This is a genomic window from Chloracidobacterium validum, from assembly GCF_018304825.1.
GTDB lineage: Bacteria > Acidobacteriota > Blastocatellia > Chloracidobacteriales > Chloracidobacteriaceae > Chloracidobacterium > Chloracidobacterium validum.
Map to the genome: position 1 here is coordinate 2,269,544 of NZ_CP072648.1, position 22,517 is coordinate 2,292,060.

The 22,517-nt window shown below is 58.2% G+C and carries 18 protein-coding genes; 7 read left to right on the forward strand and 11 right to left on the reverse strand.

Going from position 1 to position 22,517, the window contains the following annotated elements; translation table 11 throughout:
• Window positions 1-100: 100 nt before the first annotated feature.
• The 4 genes from J8C06_RS09525 to rpmF form a co-directional block, all read right to left on the reverse strand.
• Window positions 101-673: a hypothetical protein gene (locus tag J8C06_RS09525; RefSeq protein ID WP_211428467.1), complete on the reverse strand. Its 573-nt coding sequence runs from the start codon at window positions 671-673 to the stop codon at window positions 101-103.
• Between the two features lie 42 nt (window positions 674-715).
• Window positions 716-1,201, reverse strand: a complete 486-nt coding sequence (gene bcp / locus J8C06_RS09530; RefSeq protein ID WP_211428468.1) for a thioredoxin-dependent thiol peroxidase — start codon at window positions 1,199-1,201, stop codon at window positions 716-718.
• On the reverse strand, window positions 1,198-2,250 hold the full coding sequence (gene plsX / locus J8C06_RS09535) for a phosphate acyltransferase PlsX (protein ID WP_246602024.1): 1,053 nt from the start codon (window positions 2,248-2,250) through the stop codon (window positions 1,198-1,200). The genes bcp and plsX overlap by 4 nt, the downstream gene beginning before the upstream one ends.
• Window positions 2,251-2,328: 78 nt before the next feature.
• Entirely contained in the window at window positions 2,329-2,523 is a 195-nt protein-coding gene (gene rpmF / locus J8C06_RS09540) for a 50S ribosomal protein L32 (protein ID WP_211428470.1), read from the reverse strand.
• A 300-nt stretch (window positions 2,524-2,823) separates the two neighbouring features.
• Between rpmF and leuS the strand changes: the two genes are divergently transcribed.
• The 4 genes from leuS (at window position 2,824) to J8C06_RS09560 (ending at window position 9,362) form a co-directional block, all read left to right on the forward strand.
• Window positions 2,824-5,358 carry a leucine--tRNA ligase gene (gene leuS / locus J8C06_RS09545; protein WP_211428471.1) on the forward strand — a complete coding sequence of 845 codons (2,535 nt, stop codon included), beginning with the start codon at window positions 2,824-2,826 and terminating at the stop codon, window positions 5,356-5,358.
• 48 nt (window positions 5,359-5,406) lie between these two features.
• Entirely contained in the window at window positions 5,407-6,354 is a 948-nt protein-coding gene (locus J8C06_RS09550; protein WP_211428472.1) for a zinc-binding dehydrogenase, read from the forward strand.
• A 144-nt stretch (window positions 6,355-6,498) separates the two neighbouring features.
• On the forward strand, window positions 6,499-8,064 hold the full coding sequence (locus J8C06_RS09555; protein ID WP_211428473.1) for a nitrogenase component 1: 1,566 nt from the start codon (window positions 6,499-6,501) through the stop codon (window positions 8,062-8,064).
• Window positions 8,065-8,114: 50 nt separating this feature from the next.
• The gene (locus J8C06_RS09560; RefSeq protein ID WP_211428474.1) at window positions 8,115-9,362 is read left to right on the forward strand and encodes a glutathionylspermidine synthase family protein; all 1,248 of its coding nucleotides are present in this window, start codon (window positions 8,115-8,117) and stop codon (window positions 9,360-9,362) included.
• An 8-nt stretch (window positions 9,363-9,370) separates the two neighbouring features.
• On the opposite strand, the gene J8C06_RS09565 is transcribed toward J8C06_RS09560, so the two are convergent.
• From J8C06_RS09565 to pilM, 7 genes are all read right to left on the reverse strand, one after another.
• The gene (locus tag J8C06_RS09565) at window positions 9,371-10,810 is read right to left on the reverse strand and encodes an aldo/keto reductase (RefSeq protein WP_211428475.1); all 1,440 of its coding nucleotides are present in this window, start codon (window positions 10,808-10,810) and stop codon (window positions 9,371-9,373) included.
• 82 nt (window positions 10,811-10,892) lie between these two features.
• Complete coding sequence (locus tag J8C06_RS09570) at window positions 10,893-11,264, reverse strand: roadblock/LC7 domain-containing protein (RefSeq protein ID WP_211428476.1); 372 nt, start codon at window positions 11,262-11,264, stop codon at window positions 10,893-10,895.
• Entirely contained in the window at window positions 11,261-14,002 is a 2,742-nt protein-coding gene (pilQ, locus tag J8C06_RS09575; RefSeq protein ID WP_211428477.1) for a type IV pilus secretin family protein, read from the reverse strand. The genes J8C06_RS09570 and pilQ overlap by 4 nt, the downstream gene beginning before the upstream one ends.
• Window positions 14,003-14,155: 153 nt before the next feature.
• A complete protein-coding gene (locus J8C06_RS09580) occupies window positions 14,156-14,872 on the reverse strand; it encodes a hypothetical protein (protein WP_211428478.1) in 717 nt (238 codons plus the stop codon).
• 135 nt (window positions 14,873-15,007) lie between these two features.
• Window positions 15,008-15,589, reverse strand: a complete 582-nt coding sequence (locus J8C06_RS09585; protein WP_211428479.1) for a type IV pilus inner membrane component PilO — start codon at window positions 15,587-15,589, stop codon at window positions 15,008-15,010.
• Between the two features lie 13 nt (window positions 15,590-15,602).
• Window positions 15,603-16,259: a PilN domain-containing protein gene (locus tag J8C06_RS09590; protein ID WP_211428480.1), complete on the reverse strand. Its 657-nt coding sequence runs from the start codon at window positions 16,257-16,259 to the stop codon at window positions 15,603-15,605.
• A 148-nt stretch (window positions 16,260-16,407) separates the two neighbouring features.
• Window positions 16,408-17,487, reverse strand: a complete 1,080-nt coding sequence (gene pilM, locus J8C06_RS09595) for a type IV pilus assembly protein PilM (protein ID WP_211428481.1) — start codon at window positions 17,485-17,487, stop codon at window positions 16,408-16,410.
• A gap of 612 nt (window positions 17,488-18,099) precedes the next feature.
• Between pilM and J8C06_RS09600 the strand changes: the two genes are divergently transcribed.
• Genes J8C06_RS09600 through J8C06_RS09610 form a run of 3 tightly spaced genes read left to right on the forward strand, consistent with a single transcriptional unit; the run spans window position 18,100 to window position 22,296 of the window.
• Complete coding sequence (locus tag J8C06_RS09600) at window positions 18,100-19,794, forward strand: hypothetical protein (RefSeq protein WP_211428482.1); 1,695 nt, start codon at window positions 18,100-18,102, stop codon at window positions 19,792-19,794.
• Window positions 19,795-19,846: 52 nt separating this feature from the next.
• Window positions 19,847-21,268, forward strand: a complete 1,422-nt coding sequence (rimO, locus tag J8C06_RS09605; RefSeq protein ID WP_211428483.1) for a 30S ribosomal protein S12 methylthiotransferase RimO — start codon at window positions 19,847-19,849, stop codon at window positions 21,266-21,268.
• Window positions 21,265-22,296: an asparaginase gene (locus tag J8C06_RS09610; RefSeq protein WP_211428484.1), complete on the forward strand. Its 1,032-nt coding sequence runs from the start codon at window positions 21,265-21,267 to the stop codon at window positions 22,294-22,296. The genes rimO and J8C06_RS09610 overlap by 4 nt, the downstream gene beginning before the upstream one ends.
• The last annotated feature ends 221 nt before the right edge of the window (window positions 22,297-22,517 follow it).

Sequence of the window (22,517 nt, forward strand, 5' to 3'; positions counted from 1 at the left end):
GGGGCAGGATGGTGACCGTCATCTTGCTGAAAATCCCGGCTCTGTCGCGCTCAAAGAACGTTTTCAGATACACGGTCGGGCAGGTTCAGGTTGGATGCGCTCAAGGAAGCGGCCGAAATGAATAGGCCAGCCGATCCGTCTGGTAACGCAGTGTATCGTGGAAGCGAGTTTCTCCCTCGAAGCGCAGGACCCAGATTGTTTGATCGTCTGTCTGCAAAAAATAGTAACGCCCGGTCATAGGCTTCCCGACCCGGCGGAAGGTAAAGGTCAGGAGCGTTCCACGCGCAATCGCCGTTGAAAAACGCTCTCGCTTTTTCAACTGAAAGTCCGGCCGAAACTGAAGGGAGGTTTCGGCTTCACGGTCGGCCAGGCAGCGGGCCGGTTCGTCGGCACAGTCTGCCGGTATGGTTTCACGCTTCACCTTGAGCAATGCCTGGCTGCGGTCGCGGTAAATGATTTCAAGCACCCGCCGCCCATCATTCTCGATGGCGTTTTCCGAACGCCAGCCGGGTAGCAGTTCCAGCTCAAAGCCGGCCTCGGGATCGGCAAACTTGCGCACTTCAGCCGTGCGCTCGCTGGTGGCGGACGACGGCGGCAGCGGAATCCCCTGGGCAGTAACCACCGCTGGCAGCCCCCCCAGCACGAGCCACCAGAGTGCAGTTCGGCAAGCCATGGCAACCTCCAAAAAACCAATCGGATATACGCGGCAGGCTGGTCAGGCGTCTAGTTCGGCGAGCGCCTGGAGCACTTGCGCATCATGCCCCTCAACCTTGACCTTGGGAAAGATGCGCGCGATTCGCCCCTGCTCGTTGATGATGAAGGTCGCGCGGACGATGCCGAAATAGGTCTTGCCGTAGTTTTTTTTCTCCTGCCATACGCCGTACTGCTCGGCCACAATGTGGTCGGGATCGGACAATAGGGGAAAGTCGAGTCCAAACTTCGCGGCGAATTTCCCGTGGGAAGCCACACTGTCGGGACTAATCCCAATCACTTGCGCCCTGAGCGCCGCCAGCTTGTCGCGCACCGCGTTGAAGGCACAGGCCTCTTTGGTGCAACCCGGCGTGTTGTCACGCGGGTAGAAATAGAGGATGACCCGCTGTCCGGCAAAGTCCGTCAGGCTGACAGCCTGCCCATTGGCATCCGGGAGGGTGAATGTCGGGGCTTGATCGCCAACCGACAGCGAAGGACGATGAGAAGTCATGCCAAGCTAGGTATGCTTGCGGTCGCTCCATTGCGATGTGGTGTCTGGAGCATTGCCACCACCGCCGGATCGGCCGCGATTTGATGGTTGAGGTGGCGCAGGTGCGCATCCCGCGCCACCCGGATGGCGTTACAAATCGCCTGGGGCGTCGAGCGACCGTGACCAATGATGACTGGCTGCCGAATGCCAAGGAGTGGCGCACCGCCATACTCCGCATAGTCAAACCGCGCGCGCACCTGCTGCAACCCACTCAGCGCGTCGCGGGCACCCGCCGCCGAACCGAACGCCTGCTGAAGCAGCGTCAGCAGCGTCGTTGCCAGCCCTTCGCTCACCTTGAGCACGACATTGCCAGTAAAGCCATCACACACGATGACATCCACCACACCGGCATACACGTCCTTGCCCTCGACGTTGCCCACGAAGTCAAACGGACGGTGCGCGGCGTGTTGACGCAGCAACGCATGGGTTTCACGGGTCAGCTCATTGCCCTTGACGCTTTCTTCTCCGATGGAGAGGAGCCCGACCTGGGGGCGGGCAACCCCCAGGATGCGTTCGGCATAGGTAGCCCCCATGACGGCGAACTGATCCAGCATCGCCGGCTTGCAATCGGCATTGGCGCCAATATCGAGCAAGAGCGTGCCGCGGCCGTTGAGGGTCGGGAGGACCGTCGCCAGCGCCGGACGCGCAATGCCGGGGATGGTGCCTAACCAGAGTGTTGCCGCCGCAACCACTGCGCCAGTGTTCCCGGCGCTGACGAAGCCCACGGCCCGGCCTTGCTTGAGAGCTTCCAGGCCAACGCGCAGGGAGGAGTCACGCTTGGTGCGAACGGCGCGCGTCGCCGTCTCATCCATGGCAACAACTTCGCTAGCGGGGAGAATTTCGATGGGTTCGGTCGTCCAGCCGGCTTCCTGAAGCGCGACTTGCAGCCGCTCCGGGCGACCGGCAAGCAGCACTTTCACGCCCAAGTCACGGGCCGCCATGAGCGCGCCTTCAACTTCTGGAACCGGCGCGGAGTCCCCACCCATGGCATCGAGAGCAATTTGCAGCATTGAGGTCATGTCAGATTGCCGGGTACGTGGCAACCAACCCGGCCGCTCACCGGTTTCACCAACGTTCAGAACCAGTTCCTATTCTTCGGCGCCCTTTTGACGCACAACGATCACCTGGCGACCACGGTAATAACCACATTCACCGCACACGCGATGCGGTAGGCGGGGTGCGCCACAGTTTTGACAGCGGACGATGGTCGGATTGACTAATGCATCATGAGCGCGACGTTTACCGCGCCGCGATGAAGAATGGCGTCGTTTCGGATTTGGCATAAGCTTGATCGCCTTTCAAGAGCACGTTGATGAGCATTCGACGGAAATGCAAAAGCACAGGATTATAAGCTGACAAGGACGCTTGTCAATGTGCGGCAAGCCTAGGTAAAGCCCCCCAAACGGCTCGATGCGGTTTTGGATGGCGGCGGCGGTGTCCATTTTGTGAAAGCTGGAGGTCCTTCCGCTGGAAAGTCGCCACCCGCTTTACGTAGGCGCGGCTTTTGGTCATCCTTCGTCGCTGAAACACCACCTCCAGCCACAGGCAGGGACGGGCCTCTGCCGTGGGCAGCTTTATTTTCTATGCACGAGAAGTACCAACCGCACGTCATCGAAGAACAATGGCAACGGATTTGGCAGGAACGACAGACCTTCAAGGTTCGTGACGATGGCTCACGGCCGCGTTACTACATGCTGGAAATGCTTCCCTATCCGTCAGGGCGCATTCACTTGGGTCACGTTCGCAACTACAGCATTGGCGACGCCGTCGCCTGGTATAAGCGCCTGCGGGGCTATGACGTGCTGCACCCGATGGGCTGGGATGCCTTTGGGTTGCCGGCTGAAAATGCGGCCATCAAACATGGCGCGCGCCCCGACGAATGGACGTTCCAAAACATCGCCACCATGCGCGCTCAACTCCAGCGGATGGGGTTCAGCTACGACTGGGGACGTGAAATTGCCACCTGCCACCCCGATTACTACCGGTGGAACCAGTGGATGTTCATCCAGCTCTTCAAACGGGGGCTGGTCTATCGCAAGCGATCCGTTGTCAACTGGTGTCCGAAGTGCAACACGAGCCTTGCCAACGAACAGGCTGAAGGCGGCTTCTGCTGGCGACACGAAGACACGCCGGTTGAGCAACGCGAGCTTGAACAGTGGTTCGTTCGCCAAACGCACTACGCCGAGGAACTCCTGGCCGGCATTGAAGGTAGCCTCCGGGATGGCTGGCCCGGACACGTTCTCAAACGCCAGCAAGATTGGATTGGCCGCAGCGAAGGCGCGGAGATTGATTTTACGCTGGCTGATGACCCAACGCTCAAACTGCGCATTTTTACGACTCGCCTGGATACCATTTACGGCGCCAACGCGGTTATCGTCGCCCCAGAGCATGGCCTCATGCCACAGTTGCTCGAACTGTCGCCGGTGCGCGATCAGGTTGAAGCCTTTGTCACCCACATCACCTCTCAGTCGCTCCGCGAGCGGACGGAGTCACGGGAAAAAGAAGGGGTGGATACGGGCCTTTATGCCATCAATCCATTCAATGCGGAGCGCTTGCCCGTCTGGACAGCCAACTTTGTCCTGGCGCAGTACGGCACGGGTGCGCTGATGAGCGTTCCGGCGCATGACGAACGTGACTTCGAGTTTTCGCGCAAGTACGGCCTGCCCATTCGGCGGGTCATCTGGGATGTCGTGCCGAGCGATCCGAAAACGACGCTGCGCATCTCGTCGTTGCCGTTTCTGGATGAAGGGCAACTCGGCGCCGACTGTGGCCCGTTTTCGGGTCTTTCTTCGGATGAGGCGCGCAGCGGCATGGCCCGGCAGGCTGAAGCGCAGGGCTTTGGAAAACGCACAACAACCTACCGGCTGCGCGATTGGGGCATCTCGCGGCAACGCGCCTGGGGAACCCCGATCCCCATGATTCACTGTGAGGCCTGTGGCACGATTTCCCCGGAAGCTGAAGAAAACCTGCCGGTTCTGTTGCCACCCGACTTGGATTTTTCTACCGGCGCGCCCTTGGCCACGCATCCAACCTTCACCAAGGTCACTTGTCCCAACTGCGGCGCGCCGGCCCGACGCGACACCGATACCATGGACACGTTCGTGGACTCCAACTGGTACTACTTCCGCTACTGCGACCCGCGCAATGCCGAGCGACCATTTAATCGGGAGGTCGTCCACCGCTGGACACCGGTGGATTTTTACATCGGCGGCGATGAGCACGCCGTCATGCACCTGATTTACACGCGGGCGTGGACAATGATGATGCGCGACATTGGGTTGGTTGATTTTGGCGAGCCGGTCAAACGGCTTCTCACCCAGGGCATGGTCATTCTCAATGGCGCGAAAATGTCAAAGTCGCTGGGCAATATCGTGGACCCAGACGAGATGATCCGGCGCTATGGCGCGGACGCCACCCGGCTATCCATCCTATTTGCGGCCCCGCCCGAACGGGAAGTAGATTGGAAACGGATTACGGATGAGCACGGCGAAGACGACTATCCGGCCGCCGAAGGCGCGATGCGGTATCTGGCTCGTGTCTGGCGGTTGGCGCACCGGTGGCACGACCGGTGCCGCGCCGTGACTGGTCTGCCCGAAACGACCTCACCGGCGGCAGAAGCCGCGCGGCGCGCTACACACCAGGCGCTGGCGCGGGCGACTGATGCGTTTGAAAACGGGCTCCGCCTCAACGTCGTGGTAGCCACCTGCATGGAACTGACCAATGCGCTCTATGACTTTGACACCGCCGTTGGGGACACGACCGCCGTCACCGATGTCCAGACCATGCGGGAAGGCCTCGAAGCCCTCACCACCATGCTGGCCCCGCTGGCCCCGCACACGGCCGAAGCGCTTTGGCAAGCCCTTGGGCACGAAACCTCGCTTGCCGAAGCCAACTGGATGGACCCTGATCCCGACCTTGCCCGCGAACCACAGTTGGAAATTCCGGTGCAGGTCAACGGCAAGCTCAAAAGCAAGGTCTTGGTGGCGGCAGATAGTTCGGATGCGGACTTGGAAGCCGCCGCACTGGCCGACGCCAAGATTCAAGCGTTGACGGCGGACAAGACCATCGCCAAGGTCATCGTCGTTCCCAAGCGGCTGGTCAACGTGGTCATCCGGTAAGCGACCCGGCTTGGTTGACGTTCTCTCACTTGAAAGGTCACTGCGTTTATGAACGCCATTGTTTTTCACGCCCCGCACGAAATTGGATGGCAATCCATTGCCTTACCGCCTATGACCCCAACTTCGGTACGGGTTGCCACCAAACTCACCTCCATCAGCGCCGGGACAGAGCGCATGACACTCGAAGGACGACTGCCGGGGATGCCACAACTGCGCTATCCGCTTATCCCAGGGTATGAAAACGTCGGCGAAGTCGTCGAAGTCGGGGCAGATGTTGACCCGGCGCAGTTCAAGGTGGGCGACCGCGTGTTTCTCCCCGGCACGGTTCGCTACGAAGGCTTTTTTTCCGTTTTCGGCGGCCAGGTCTCGGAATCCATCAGTGAGGTTCAGCGCCCGATCAAAGTGCCGGACGGCATCTCGGATGAAACCGCGCTCCTGTTGGCACTTGGGGCCACGGCTCACCACGGCGTGCGCGATTTGGTACCCGCCGGCAACCAGCCCTCGGTTCTGGTCCTCGGTCAAGGTATCGTCGGACAACTGGCGGCCCGGATGCTCACTGAAGCCGGCGCAGAAGTTACCGTTGCCGATACGATTCCCTTTCGCGTCGGACTGGGCGAAGCTGACCACTTCATTGTTGTCAATCAGGAGAGCGACATCCCGTCTGATAGCTTTGATGTCGTCGTCGAAGCAACCGGCAACGTGGCCTGCTTCGACACAGCCGTGCGCGCCCTCAAAAAACACGGACATCTGCGCTCACTCGGCTTTTACGAAGACATTCGGTTTGCTTTCGGTCCAGCCTTCATCAAAGAAATTCGGCTTGACATTGCCGGTGAATGGGATGCGCAAGACATAGCCGCAACTTGCCGGTTCCTCGCCGCGCAGGACGACGCCCTCCGGCAGCTCCTCACGCACCAGTTACCGGCCAGCGATCCGGTTCGGGCCTATGGCGTTGCCTTGCGTGATCCAGAGTGTTTGAAAATCGCACTCACATGGTAAGTTGAAAGTAAGGGTGAAGGCGATGGTCTTCACCCTGAAGTGTTTTTCCCATGGGCGACGTTCCCCAGCCCCTTGTTTTGACGCCGGCATCCGTGCCGCGCTGGTCTTCTCACCTTTCTCGCCTGATCGGGAGCGTCTCATCCTATGCCACTCTCACAAGAAGTCGAACAGCTCACCCAAACGGCCCTACGCGCCGGACTCACCCTCAACGTCAAACGTGACGTGGACACCAGCAATGCGTTTTGGGGGGCGTTGTTTACGTTTGGGTGCTTGCCTGACTTGCAGGTTGTCATCAACGGTCCGGTGGGATGCTACACGTTGCCGATCACCTCGATTCTCAACTACACCGACACGATTCCGAACCTGCCGAACGTCATTTCAACTGATTTCACCGAACGCGAAGTGACGCTCGACGGCACGAATCCCATTTTGCGCACGGCCCTTGATGGACGCTCCACGCTCAACCACCAGCGCCGCGCCACAGTTGTCTTGACGACACAGGAAAGCGAACTCATCAGCACCGATGGCTTTGAGTCCGGTTCAAGCGTTGCCGGGTCCGTCGCCCACTTTGAGAGTCGGGCGCTGCAAGACGACGAATGGCAAGGGCGCGATGCCGCGCTGCTTTACCTCTATGAACAGCGCGAATGGCTGCTGACATCTTCTGGTCATGACGCAAGAGCCTTACGGCAGGCCGCCGAGAACCGGACAAAGCCGCGCGTGACCATCATTGGCCCAACCTATGGCTGTTTCAACGGCTATGCCGATCTGGCCGAGATTGAGCGGCTCATCCGTGGCATCGGGGCGGAGGTCGGATGCGTCATGCCACTTCGGTCGCGGATCGCTGACCTAGCAACCCTGGACGCCTGCGACGCCTGTGTCGTCATGTACCAGGAGTTTGGGGCGAACCTCGCCGCGCGCCTGGGCAAGCCCTATCTCTATGCCCCATTTGGCATTCACGACACGACCGAGTTCGTGCGTGAACTTGGCCGGATGCTCGGTCTGCCGACGCAAGCCGAAGCCTTCATTCAGCAGGAAAAACAAACTACGCTCCGGGCTTTCTGGGACCTCTGGCGCAGCCCGCACCAGGATTTCTTTGGCACATCGAGCTTCGGCGTTGCCGCGGGCGAAACCTATACCCAAGGGATCCGGCGTGTGCTGCAGGATGAATTTGGCATGCGTCCGACGCTCGTGGCCTCGCGTCAGGCGAAATCCGGGCCGTTTGCTTACAGCGCGATTGACGTTCGGCAGACGCTCCTCGATGACCCACCGATGCTGCTGTTTGGCTCGATTAACGAGAAAATCTACATCAGTGAGCTTGAACTGCTCACCGGTTACATTCCGGCGTCTTTTCCGGGGCCTGTGGTTCGGCGGTCAACCGGAACGCCGTTCATGGGTTACGCCGGGGTGGTCTATCTGGCGCAGGAAATCAGCAACTTCTTGTTTGAGATTTTGTTCCGCCACCTGCCCGTGGAAGGACTCGAACGCAAACAGGCGCAGGAAACGACCATGGCCGTTCCAGATGCCGAAATCATCTGGAATCCCGACGCCATCGAACGCATGAATGTCGTCCTGAAAAAAGTGCCGTTCTTTGTGCGCATTTCCGCCAGTAAAAAACTGCGGATCGAAGCCGAGCGGGAAGCCATTCAGCGCCGGATTCGAGAAGTCACCCCGGACATCATTGACGACGTGGCCCGCCGATTTGCGCGCTAGGGTATCATTTGACGCAACCGAACCTTTCTGCGTCATGGGATGAAACCCACATGGATGACTATGCCGACTTTGCCCACGCTGTCTATGCGACCGGTGTGCTCTCCGACCCATGGTTGTGGGGCGAGCCGCGTTTTCGGTTGCAGGGAGCCATCATCTCACCGTCCCTTGCCAACCAGTTGGCCGAGGCGGCTGAAGCTGTGACCTACCTTCACCAGGCGCTGGTTGAAATCTTGCTGGATAAGCCAGAGTTCATCGCATCGTTTTATCAGCTCACCCCCTTCCAGCGCATGATGTGGCAGGCGGCTGGAGGGATGTGGCATGGCATGGCGCGGGCTGACCTGTTCCTGTGCGCCGATGGACGCATCCAGTGCTGTGAACTCAACAGCGATACGCCCTCGGGCCAACCCGAGGCCGTCTGGCTCAACCACCTCCGCCAAGCTGCCCACCCCGGCTGTCTTGACCCAAATCTGAACTTTCCGGCGCGATTTCTTGAACTGCTGCGTGAAAGCCACGCCAAACGCACGGACACGCCACTGACCAAGGTCGGGATTGTCTATCCGACCGAGTTGACAGAAGACCTCTGCATGATCGCCGCCTTCTCACGGTGGCTGGAAGCTGAAGGGATACACGTCGTCACTGGCTCACCCTACAATCTCTGTCGAACACCAACCGGTGTCGCTTTGCTGGGCCAGCCGGTGGACTTAATTCTGCGCCATTACAAAACGGACTGGTGGGGGGAGCGCCTGCCGGTTTGGGCAGATGCCGAGGGCTACCCTGACGATGAACCACTCACCGAGCCGCTGTTGGCCCTGCTAGATGCCGATGTGCAGGAACAGGTGACGGTCGTCAACCCATTCGGCGCGGTTGTGACCCAAAACAAGCTTTCATTGGCGTTCTTCTGGGAAGAAATGGAGCGCTTCACACCCGAAGCCCAGCAGCTCATTCGCCGCTTCATCCCTGAAACCTATCGTTTGACCCAAATTTCGCTTGACCGGCTATGTGATGAGCGCGAGCAGTGGGTTCTCAAAAGTGACTACGGCTGCGAGGGCGCGGAAACGGTTTGCGGCCCCTTTGTCACGCCGGAAGTGTGGGAGAAAGCCATCGAACTGGCCCTGCCAGAACACTTCGTGGCGCAGCGTTTCTTCGAGGTTCAAGCTGACAATGAAGGCTGGTTGCCTAACTATGGCGTGTTTGTGTTGGGCGGTGGGGCGGCCGGTTTCTTCACCCGCCTGTCGAAAAAGAGTACGGAATACAACGCGGTAACCGCGCCAACGTACATCAGTGGCACGCCAGCTTAGTCAGCGCTTTAGTCAGCGCTGGGCGCACGATTGGCGAAATATCGCAAGATGGAGACCCCATCGACCGGCGGGCAGTTCAGTACCTGACAGGCATCGGCCACGTACTGGGGCCGGCGCATGCCAACGAGCACACAACTCAACTCCGGCAGGCTGCGCAACGTATTGATGGCCATTTGGCTGAGGGATTGCTCCCGGCTTTCATAGCCAGCGCTAGAGAGCTGCTTCCGCACGGCGTCCGACTGGTGCTGGGCCTGTGCTGCGGCAAACTCGGCTACTGACGCCAGCGCAGCATTGGCCAACGCCATAAACTGTTCCTGCCAGGCAGTGAAAGCCACCGCATGGGGAGGTGCTGGTGGCGTAAGCTGCTCCAGCCATCGGCGAACCGGCAGGACGACCAGCCGGTAGGCGTTCTGCTCCCAGGCAAACGGGGAGTCAAGCCGTGGCGCAAGCTGAAGCAGCCAATCGGTTAAGCCACCTTCGCCCATGAGCGGCAGCTTGAAATCAGCCGTCAGCCGCGTCTCGTGCTCACGCAGTGGTGACAACGCCGCCGCCAAGGCGTCGAGCGATGGTCGGCTGCCTGGGGGCAGGAAGTCGGCCAACCGTACCATGCGCTGCTGTGTAAAGGCATTGAGGGGCCGGTTGGCCAGCGTGCCGATGCCCTTTGCCGTACACAATGCAAGTGGTGTCAAACCGGCATTATTGATTTCTGTCACGGCCCCGGTCTCAAACAGGTTGAGTGGAAATTGCACCACCTTGAAGTGGTGATGCGGCGTGATGGACTCCGCCTGGGCCAAACAGCGCGCAAGACTGGTGTGGGTTGGGTCGCGCTGTGGTAGCGGAAAGTTGTTTGAGGAAATGCCGTAGAAACGAAGCGTACCGGCAGCAACCTGCGCTTCGAGAAAGACAAAGGCTTCACGAATGCGGCGGTAGAACTCATCGTGATCGGCGTCCGTGACGCCATGCTTGGCACGAGCGTTGAGAAAGTATTCGGGATTATGGAGCAAAAAGACATCCAGCGTGGCGACACCTAGGCGCTCCCGGCTGCGTTCAATCTGGGTTGCCAGAAAGTCTGGGTGGATGCAGTGCCAAAGACCTGGGCCGTACTTGACTACTTCGGGAAAGTGGCGACGCTGGGCCAAGCGCATGTTGTCGCCCTGGATGTACCCACCTTTTGTGACGATGATAACAGAAGCGCGATCAATGTCGCGGAGAACACGTCCGACGGTGCGTTCAGACCCACCGTCAGTGTAGTTGGCACTGGTGTCAATCAAATTCCCGCCTTGCGCCAGATAAGCACGCAGCGCTGCCTCATGGGTTGGATCGTCTTCTTCGATGCGATAGCAGCCGAAGCCTAATGGATGACACCACAGCCCGGTCTGACCAAGCGGTTTGAAATGTGGCGGGATCTCCTTTGGCGTGTGCGCGCTCCCTGCAATGGTGCTGGTCATTCCCCCGACCTCCAGCGTGAACCGACAACAAAAAAGCCTCCGCCACGCGAAGGCTTGTGACGAACTGCCCGAAGCTCATCACCTAAACAAACTCTTTTTCAAGTAGCAGATGGGCTTTGCGTAATTCAAATCGCGCGCGCCCAATGTTACCGCCCGGCCCAAGCGTGAGGATGATGAAGTACTCGCGTCCAATCAAGCGCACCACAAGCCGGAAGTCATCCGACACCAGTGTTAGTTCATTCAACAGGCCTACGCCCGTGTCGGATGACATTCGCATCGTGTTACGCAACAGGGTCGCGTGTGACGTGGCAATCAGTGCAACATGCTCACCGAGTTCCATTTTCGATGGGACTTGGGCTTGTTCGATAGCTAAGCCGTCAAGTCCCATAATGGCAATACCGATGCTGCCCTCGACCCGCTCCAGGATACCCTTGAGCAGCTCTGAAAACGTCACGGCTGCCCTCCACTGGTGGCGGGCTGGGGAGAGACTGGTGGTTCACCACCAGAGAGAATGTTTTCGCCACGCCCAATACGGGGGGTAATAAAGAACAGGAGCTCACCAGTTGAACGTGACAACTCCCGCCGCTTGAAAAGTTCACCCAACAACGGCAAGCTGGAGATGCCTGGCGTTCGGAAGACATTTGTCGTTTCCGTATCATTGAGCACGCCACCGATGATCGTCGTACCACCATCGGGGACAATCACCTGGGTTGTTGCCGAGCGGCGGCTGATACTTGTGAACCCATTGATAACCTGTCCTGGAGCATCATTCGTCACAGATACGTTCAGAAGCACATTCCCCTCCGTCGTGATCTGAGGCGTAATGTTCAGGCCAATCGTTGCATTGACAAATGTAACCGTCTGCGCCACCCCAACGCCGGCCGTAGCAATGAAGGGAATCTGTGTTCCAGAGGCAATCGTGGCTTGAGCGTTGTTGAGGACGGTGACGCGCGGCGCGGCAATGGCCTTGGCTACCCCTTTCTGTTCGTTAGCCGTTAGGGTGGCAGCTAGTAACGCCGTTCCAATCGGCCCGGTTGTCAGGCCTAGGACGGACGAGCCGCCGCCGGAAATGCCTGGTGCTGCAACGGGGCCAATGAGAAGCCCCGGCGCCAGTGATGCCCCAGTTCCTCCACCCTCTGCAGCAGTGTCCAAAAACGTTCCGGCTGAAGTTGAGAACGCGGCCGCTCGTCCCTGACGGGTTGTAGCAGCCGCAAAGAGTTGAACACCTAGCTCACGTGAGAAGTTACGTGAAGCAAACACAATCCGGGCTTCAATCTCAACTTGAGGTTCTGGCACATCGAGGCGGGCAATGACATCCCGAACTTGCTCTAGGGAGGAAGGAATATCCGTGATAATCACCGTGTTGGTTCGTGGATTGATCGAAATCCGCCCAGCCGGAGAAAGTGACTGCTGAACAATCGAGACAAACCCAATCCCACCCAGCAAACCACCAAGCGGCTGCCCTGAAGGACTTTGGAGTGCAACCCCACCCGCTGCCTGCTGCTGAGCAGCATTTTGATCAACACGTTCGTACTTCAGCTTGAAGTATTCGGTCACGGTCGGAGCGCTGTAAATCTCTTGAAGGCGCTGGTTTCGGCGATTTTGCTCCTCAGCCGTGATAGCCGCCACCGTCGCCACTCGCACGATCATCCCCTCACGGCGATACGTAAGCTGGTTTGCGCGCAGGATGGATTCAAGCACTTGTGTCCAGGGCACCTGGTTGACCTTGAGGGTTACCGGAACCTTGCCAACTGATTTGTCGAGAACAAAGTTCACATCATAGTTATCAGAAATAAACCGGAGAATGTCGGAGAGATCAACATTGGTAATATCCAGACTCACCGGATCGCCTTGATAGGACGGGTCACCAAACTGCGCGCCACGCCCCCCTTGCGGTCGCCGTCCTGTCGTGGGCGACGGGGCATGCGCCGGCGCGGACGAAGCCGCTTCAGATGTTGGCTTGACCTTTGCGGCTTTCTCTTTTGCCGATGTTTCGGTACTAGCACCAGCGCTCGCACTACGTGCTGGCGGAACCGTCAGCGCCGCCGGCTCTGGACGCGCGCTTGTCAGGCGCTTTGGCGTCGGTGCTTCCGAAGCATCTGCTTTGGAAGCCGGTGAAGCTGATGCTGTCGGCTGCAGTGTGGGTGTGCCGACGGACTTTTCAACCGAAGCATCCGTAACCACCCCATTTGCAGCCGGCATGGCCGAACTAGACGACGTCGACGCTCCAGGCTCACTGGCGACGGCTGCGCCGACCGATGCGCGGGCTGGTGACCCGGCGAAACGCACGACCAAACCGGACTCCGACTCACTCACGGTATATGGTACCGACTGCCTCAAGTCGAAAACGACCCGAGTGGTACGCCCGTCTGGTTCGCCGACCCTGACTCTGGACACGAGGCTGTCGTCGCCAGAGATTGTCCGTTTTTCAACTGCTGCGGCTGCATCAAAAAGGTCTATCACCAATCGAGAAGGATTCTGCAGGACAAAATGATTGTACTTTGGCCTGGCCGTGAGTCCCAACTCGGCAATTGTTGCATCATCCAACTTGGCCAAGGTCACGGATTTGAGAGACGGCAACTTGGCGTTCGTTGACTTCGTTGCGCGGGATGCGCCTGTCCGGCTAAAGGTTACTGGTTGAACCACAGATGGCAAGGCTTCGCGCGCCGCCGGCGGGCCAGCAACGACGGACTCAGAAGATGGGCTTGCCTTGGGTTGAACGCCGCCCTCTCCAGCAAAAACCCCAGCCGCAGGGGCCTTCGTCGCCGGTTCAAACTCGATCACGAGCGATCTGGCGTCATTGCGCAAGTAGGAGCGCACTTCACAAGGCTCACGCAAGGTAATCTCAAGCCGCGACGTGGCCTGTCCAATCAATCCAGATTTGACGACAACTGAAGCAACCAGTCCCTGTTCAGCACGGTATTCAGGCTGTAATGCCGATGTGTCCGCGCCGTACAGGTCAATGGAAACCAAGTGTGGTTCAGGCTTTGACACATTATAATCAAGACGAGCCGTGCTCTGTAACTGGACACGTGTTACGGACGGCGAATCAGAGCGTACATCCAGCGTCGAGACGATGACGGTTTCCGGCGCAGCCGCAAGGCCCCGGATTGGCCTTGCCTCACACAACCCGAATCCACAGAGCAGGACGAGTGCCACGCTGACATATGAGCGTTTCGGCAGGGATTTCATAGCTCTCCTCCGATGAAGCATTCACTATTGACCTAGAGAATCTAAACCTGACCAAATCACTTGATGAACTTTATGTTGAGCCGGAAGACTGCCTTCCCGAAAAGCCAGTCACCAGCCGCGTGCCAGCCGGCCCAAAAAACTGGTCTCTTTTCGCTACTGACCCGCCGTCGGCGCCCCCCCGGGCGGAGCTTTTGGAACATAATCCAAGAAGCGCTGCTTGGTGACGAGCTGTCCATTGCTCCGAACAATGATTTCCGAACAAGTTATGCGCCCCACAACTTGGGTATCTGACACACCAAATGAACGCGGCGTACGCTGGATACTGATAACCGAGCCATTCCAAAACTTTGATCCCTCACGCACGAACACGGTCGTCCCCGAACGACGCTCCTTGAGCAACGCGCCCAGTCCACGCTCAGTTGAGTAAATGCCCATGACGAGTAACTCTTCCACTAGGTATTTCTCCGACTCCGCTGGTGGTGGCTGCCCCTGGTCCAAACGACGGTCCCGAATTTCACGCCACTTTGCCTCGCGGGTCGGAAAGTCAGGATAAGGCAAATCAGTTACCGGCGGACGAAACGGCTCACGAATCTTGGTACTATCTCTGAAAGGGTCGTTGGATGGACGCCGAAATGGATCCCTCCCCGTGCCAGTGTAAGTCATGGGGATCGTGTCGGCCGTGGGACCCTTTGCCGGGGCCGCCCCTCCCTGACTACCAGAGGGCGCTTGCGGCAATCCAGCCGTCGCCTTCTGCGCAGTTGCCGACGGCGACTGTGCCCATGAAGGAACAATGACCATCGGCGTTAGCAACCCTGCCGCGCCAATGAGTATAGATAATTGACAGGTGCGGTTGAAAATATAGGCATTCATTGGTATCGTCCTCGATTCCAGCTTACTTCCCTCTAGCTCGGCGCTTCCGAGTGCGATGCACCAGTCGGCAGCGGAATGAAGTCGTAAGCACGACGCAACGGAGTGAGATCCGTCCAGAATCACGCTGGCAGGGTGTCACTTTTGTTCTCCCTCGTCACCGAGAATGTCTTTCTCCGAAGCAAAAAACGTCGTGAGTTGGTAGGTTGCCTCGATGGTTAACTTCGGGGTTTGAGCGCTGGCTTGACGAATTTCGACGTCTGAAACTTTGACAATGCGCTGAAGGGCAGCAATATCGGCAAAGAGCTGCCCAATTTGATCGTAGGTTGTGCCAGCTTTCACATTGACAGTTTTCTCGTAATAAAAGTCTCGCTTCTGAACATTACCCGGGCGAAACTCTCGGACCACCGCCGAACGTGAACGCGCAATGTTTTGAAGTTGAGCGAGCGTCTCCGATAAGCGCACTTCTTCCGGAATATTGACGCGATAGGCTTGCAGGTCTCGCATGTATTCTTCGATCTTCTTTTTGTAATCATTGAGTTGCACGCGGACATTTTCCAATTCACGCACTTCAACATCTATTTTCTGGGCTTCTTTCTCGTCGCGCTCCGCCTGCGTCCGTATGTCACTGAACATCAACAAATCAATGAGGAAGCAGAAGACGCCAACGCCAACGATGACAATAAGAATTTGGGCCCACAAAGGAACTCGCTCAAGCATGCCGTGACCTCCTCTATTTTCCAGCCTGCGCAGCCTGCGCCGTACCAGGCGGCGCGGCTGGCTGAGGGGGATTATAGTCACACACAATCGTAAACTTCAGTGACTGCTGCTCAGTTGCGTCTGGAAGCGTTTGCCCAGTTTCTTGGAAAGTTGGATTGACGTTCGTGAAGAGTCCATTTGAGCGCAGTTCGAGCTGCTGGGCAAACTCGGTGATGATGTCCCGATTTTTCTTTTCGCGGTCTTTCTCGGCCCGATCAACCACACCTTCAATTGTCACTGAATTACCGCGCAGGAGAATTCTGTCTAACCGCACCCCAGCCGGAATGCGGGCGTTGACCTGAGACATAACGCCAACTGGGCCACGCCGCTCTGCATCAAGCTTCCTAATGATTTCAAGGCGGGTTTCGAGTAACTTCTTTCTTTTCTCGTATTCGTCCCGCTCTTTCTTGACCTGTTCCAATTCAGCTTTTTGCTTTTTAGCTTGTTCGAGGTGAGCCTTGGCATCCTTCGCCAGCTTGTCACTGTAAAAGCTGTCACCAACATAGAAGACGATGATCGCCATTGCTCCAAGTACAAGTAAGATGATTTGAGCCGTACCACGAACTGGAGCAGGCGCAGTTGTCGGTATCGGCTCACTAACGGCACTCGTGGCAAGATTGATTTTTGGCATATTCAAAGTTGCTACTCAGCCGGCTTCAACAGGTTTGTCTTTGACCACCGACTGACCAGCTCTCCTCACAAGGACTGTGCAACGAGTGGTATAGGCAAACAAGATAAATGTCCAATAGCCAAGTTGCCCACACCGGCATTACTGTTCGTTACTGTCCGGGCTGACGCGCTGCCAATCCGACAGCAACTGCCATCGTAGGTGACATTTCACGAATATACTCTTCGTCAAATTTTTTTGGATTCACAATAATCCGGGATGGATTGAAGGCATTGAAACGCTCTACGGGAATACCAAATCGCTCTGAAAACGCTGATGTCAAGCCAGACACTTTTGAACTTCCCCCAGCGATCAACACCCGATCCACCGGCGCGACATCCGATGGTGATCCAGCAGCACGCCAGAAATCCAGCGTTTTCTGAACTTCCATCGCCATCATATCCGTCACAGAATCAATGAGCGATTGAGCATCACTCGGCTGCAGGCCGTTATCTGTCGGCACGCCGCGCTTCAAGGCTTCAGCTTGTTCAAACGTCAAGCCGAGCTCCTTCTGAAGTAAGTCAGTATATTGATTTCCACCAGCCGAAATATCGCGGGTGAAAACCGAATTGCTACCTCGAACGATGTTGATACTGGTCACACACGCTCCGACATCCAGAAGCGCTACCGTCGCCGTAGGCATAGGTTGGTAGTTGACTTCATAAGCGTTTTGCAGGGCAAAAGCATCTACGTCAATAACCACTGGATTGCGACCAGCTTGAGAGATGACGGTCGTGTACTGGGCAATCTTGTCGCGCTTACAGGCAACCAGTAAAACTTGCATCACACCGCTGGCTGGATCGCGTCCAACCACCGAATAATCCAAGTTGACATCCATAATATCAAAGGGGATGTGTTGGTCGGCTTCCCATTGAATCCGTTCCGCCAACTCATCGTCGGTCATATAGGAAACTTCGATTTTCTTGACAATCACAGAGTGCCCAGAAACCGACGTATTGACATCTTTTGCCTTGATGTTGTGCTCTCCCAAAAGGCGACCAATGGCATCGCTGACGTGATTGAGGTCAATGATGTGACCGTCCACAATCGCGTCAGGAATCAAGTTCGCGTGACCGATTGCCAGTAACTCAAATCCATTCTTCAAAGGTTTGAGTTCAACTGCCTTGACCGCGCTCGAACCAATGTCAATGCCCACAACGGTTTTGGAACCGCTTAAACCGAACAGGCCCATGGCAAGCCTATCGCCTCCGTTTCAAACAAGAATGGGATGCACACACGGCGAGAGCGGGCAAGACGAACATTCGCACACCAAGAATCGGAGGTCGTGGACCCAGCCAGCAGCAGTCTGGGCGCCATCCCATCCGAACGAGTCCTTTCGCATCACCGCGCCGTGCATTCCATCGCACTCGTCGTTTCTGGAGAAGTTAACCTGGCTGTGGAAAACGCGCCCTCACGCAGTGCAAGCGATGTAAATCTTGGAGCCATTCGACGCACGCCCCTTGATTGACGACTGCCCTGTACTTTTGCGTGCTGTATGGTTATCACCGCACTCCAAGCACGTCAACATCTTTTTCAGAGCTGGTGGCGTGAATACAAGACAAACATCTGCACTTTCAATCATGTTCAGCCCATTGCATCCTGGCACTAGCAGTGAACTAGCTGTTTTCAGCCATCTGTCATCCATGGGGCCTAAATCTGGTCATTGCGCGAACTTCCAAAACTCACTACATTCGCAGACGTGAACGCACGGCCGACCACGCACATCGCACGACGCACTGGATGGCTCATCCTCGGCTTGGTATTGGCTGGGGGACTACTCTGGGTATGGCCGCGGTCGCGGACGGTGCCACCGGACCTTGCCCGCTACAGTCCGCGCGAAGCGTTGGTATTCGTTGAAACCGACTCGTTGCCGAACGCGCTTCGTCGCCTTGAAACCCTTTCGTTTTGGAAAGCGATCAAGCCAGCGATTGGCGTTCCAGGCCAGTTCGACGACGTTCTCACCAGTGCGCGTGTGCTAGCGTGGTTGGATGTTGGACCGGCGGAGGCCAAGCTACTGGCGCGCGCGCGCTGGGGATTGATCATCACTGGATTGACGGCCGAAGTTGCCGCGCCTGAATCACCAAGCAGCGACCCGCTGAACACGACATCCACCCCAGCCAAAGCAGAAACGCCACCTGGAGCGGCACTTGATGTGACCCCCCAACTCACGGTATGTCTTGCCACCGGGCTTTCTGCCGAACAAACCCTGCGAGTTGGGCAGGAGCGGCTGCCGCTTATTGCGCGAAAGCTCTTTGGTTGCGCGCCGCTGCCACCAGAGCAAGCGGATCAAACCGTTCAGCTCATGCGCTTCCGCCACCCAGAGCGCCCAGAAACCTCGCTCTGGGCGGCAGCTCGCGGCGACCTGCTCTTTCTGGCCAATGACGAAGCCGCCATTCGAGCTTGCCTCGAGGCTACCGACGGCCGCCGTGCCACGCTTGCCGATCTGCCGGCCTTCAAGCGCGCCCGTCAGTCCATTCACCCTGACCAAGCCTTGCTCTTTGCTTTTGTCAATCCGGCTGGACTGGAGGCGGCATTGCGGCTACGGCAAGGAAACCTTGGCCACAACAACGTGGTATCCCAGGACGGCAAGGAACAATCACTCCTGGCTTCCATGCTGGCCGGGCTTTCGGATGGCTTAGGCTACAGCCTTGATGTTCAAGAAGGGCAGGTTGTGGACCGCTACTACCTTGCCCTTCATCCGAGTATTGTGACCGAGCTTCGTCCACATGTGCGCCCAGCCCTTGGCGCATCCGCACCTCAACGTTTTCTTCCCAAACAGGGTAGCCTCATCAGCTTTGGATGGTCACGCCCATTGACGGCGCTTGATCGGGTACAAACTGCACTTGCGGCCCGCAGCAATGCGGCAGTTGCCTTTCTCAGCCGCGAACTCCTCGATGGCCTCCGCGAACGCTATGGCATTCGCCCCCGCGAGCCACTCGACGACGCCCTGGGCGACCAGTGGCTGGCTATTCACCCTGGGGACGAAGCAGAAACGGAAACCATTTGGGGCATTTCGGTTCGTGAGCGCGCCCGACTCCTACCGACCCTCGACCGCTATCTACGGGCCGATGGCGCAAGCATCACAAACGTGAATGTGGCCGGTTCGGATGTTCCCCTAGCGGCTTCGACCCACCGGGACGGGCGCGCAGCCTGCTTTCTCGACAACTGGCTCCTGCTTGGCAATCGCCCCACGCTTGAACGCTTTCTTGCGCAGCCGCCCCAGCCGCCCGTGGCTTTTCCCCCAGTGGCGGACGCTTTTCTGTATCGGCACACCTGCCCGCAGGAAGACCTCAGCCAGGCGACACTGGCACTCATCAAACTGACGCGCGCTGGCGAAGCCACCCCGCTGCGCCTGACAGAACCGGCCATTCGACAGGCCATCGAGCAGCAGCCCGTAGCCACCGGCTACTTCCGGCTTGGCGATGATGGTTGTCTTGGCGAAATGCGCTCACCGATTGGAAATCTCGCGTACTTGACTTCGTTCATCAGCAACTTGTGACGTATGCTACTGGCTTTGACTCAACTTTCGGTGATCGGAGACAGCGTACGGCATGACCGCCCATCAACCCAGCCTTGGCATGGTTAGCCTTGGTTGCCCTAAGAATCTCGTTGACAGTGAAGTGATGCTTGGTCTGGCGGCGCAGGCTGGCTACGCTATCACCGACACCGCCGGCGACGCGGATGTGATCGTCGTCAACACCTGCGGGTTCATTGAGGCGGCCAAGCAAGAATCCATCGAGACGATTCTTGAGATGGCAGCCCTCAAGGCCGCCCAACCGGGAAGACGTTTGATTGTCGCTGGCTGTCTCGTCGAACGCTACCGCGATGAGCTGCGCACCGAACTGCCCGAAGTTGATGCCTTCATCGGCACGAATGAACTGGAGCAACTTCCGCGCCTCCTGCGCAGTCCGGGGACGACGATTGCCCCGCACCCGGTAGCGCTGCGACCGCGTGGTGGTATTCCGGCGCGTGAACGCACTCGTCCCGACGCTGACTACCTTTACAGCGAAACAACCCCACGGATTCGCACCACGCCCAGGCACTACGCCTATGTCAAAATTGCTGAAGGCTGCGACCATCCCTGCGCGTTTTGTTCGATTCCGCAGATGCGCGGCAACCTGCGGAGTCGGCGCGTTGGCTCGATTCTGGCCGAAGTCGAACGCCTGGCAGCCGAGGGCGTCCGTGAAATCATCCTGATCGGGCAGGATACGACGAGCTATGGTGAAGATTTGGGCCTGAAGCATGGGTTGGCCACCTTGCTGCGCGCCTTGGCGCAAGTCCAGGGCATCACCTGGATTCGCTTTCTGTATGCCTACCCGACCCGCATCAGTGATGCCCTGCTCGACGTGCTGGCAAGCGAACCCAAGCTGTGCCGGTACATAGACATGCCGCTCCAGCACGCCGCCACACGCATGCTGCATGCCATGCGGCGGCCCGGGTCACGTGAGTTTATGGAAAAGCTCATCGCCCGTATCCGCGAGCGGGTTCCGGGCGTCGCGCTGCGGACAACGTTCATCGTTGGCTACCCAGGCGAAACGCAAGCCGACTTTGACGTTTTGCTGGATTTCTGCGCGTCCCAAAGTTTCGACTGGGTCGGGGCATTCGTCTATTCGGACGAAGAAGGCACGCCGGCCTTCGACTTGCCCGACAAGGTCCCGGCCCGGACGGCGGAAGCGCGCCGAGCGAAGCTCATGCGGCTCCAGGCGCGCATTTCCAAGCAGCGGCTCAAGCGATTCAAACGGCAAGTCGTTGATGTTCTGTTTGAAGGGCCGTCCGAGGACAGCGATCTCATCTGGCAGGGACGTCTGGCGACGCAAGCGCCAGGCATTGATGGAAGAGTCCTGATCACGGATGCTCCGGCCGACATGCCATCTCCACAGCCAGGCGATTTGGTCCAGGTCGAAATTACTGCCACCCACACCTATGATCTCGTTGGGCGAATCGTTGCCAACCGTACGCCGCCAAGCGCATGAGCGAAGCTGACCCGTCTTCCGTTCCGGTTTTGGTCGAGGTTCGGCGTGGTGCCGTTGTGGAGTCGCGCCACCGTGGGGCGATTGCCGTCGCGACGGCTACGGGGCGGACGGTTGCCGCCGTTGGCGACCCGGACTGGATTTGCTTTCTTCGTTCGGCCGCCAAGCCCTTCCAGGCCATTGCCGTCATCCGTACCGGGGCGCTCGAACGCTTTACCATCACCGACCAGGAACTGGCCATCATCACGGCCTCACACAACGGTGAGCCGGAGCATGTTACGACGGTTGCCGGTCTGCTTGACCGCTTGGGGCTGACACCTGCGATGCTGCGGTGCGGCATTCACCCACCGTTCAATCAGGCGGCAGCCCGCCGGTTGGAAGGGACGCCACCCACCGTCCTACACAACAACTGCTCTGGCAAGCATGCTGGTCTGCTCGCTGGCTGTCTGGCGGCCGGTTTCTCGACGAGCGATTACGACCAGTCCGACCATCCCCTGCAGACAGCTATTGCCCAGGTGATTGCGGCTATGTGTGACGTTGCTGCCACAGCGATGCCGGCCGGGCTGGACGGCTGCACAATACCCACTTGGGCTGTCCCACTGCGGGCCATGGCAGTCGGTTATGCTCGGCTCTTTGCCCATTCACCCTATCCAGAAGAAAGCCGCCGGGTTGCCGAAGCGATGCTGGCGCATCCCGAACTGGTTGGCGGCACGGAGCGGATTGACACCGACTTGATGCGCGCCGCACAAGGGAAACTGTTGTCGAAAGTTGGGGCGGAAGGTGTGCATGTTGTTGCCGTGCCGCCTTGTGACCGTTTCCCGGAAGCCCTTGGGATTGCGGTCAAGGTTGAGGATGGAGACAGTTTTCGGGCGCGTAACACGGTCATGCTGGCAGCCCTTCGACAACTAGGACTCCTCAGCGCCGAGGCTTACACGGACTTGGCCGCCCGATACAGCCGCCCGATATTGACGCACCGAAAGCAGATCGCTGGCGGTCTGCGCGCCGTGTTTTCTCTAGCGTCAGACAGGTAAGTGCCTGGCGACAAGGACTCGGTGTCTGTGGCGGAGAACCCAACGGCGAGGTAACTGCTACCAGCTTTTTGTTGGCGCGGTAGCCACTGGCACGGAGCGTCGTTGGGGTTGTGTCCGTGCCAGCGTGAGGGGGGCTGGGGTCGCCAGGGAGCAGTCCGGCAAGGAGCTGCCCGTGGAGGTTGGGGCTTAGGAATGCCTACTGATATTTCCTGATAACTATT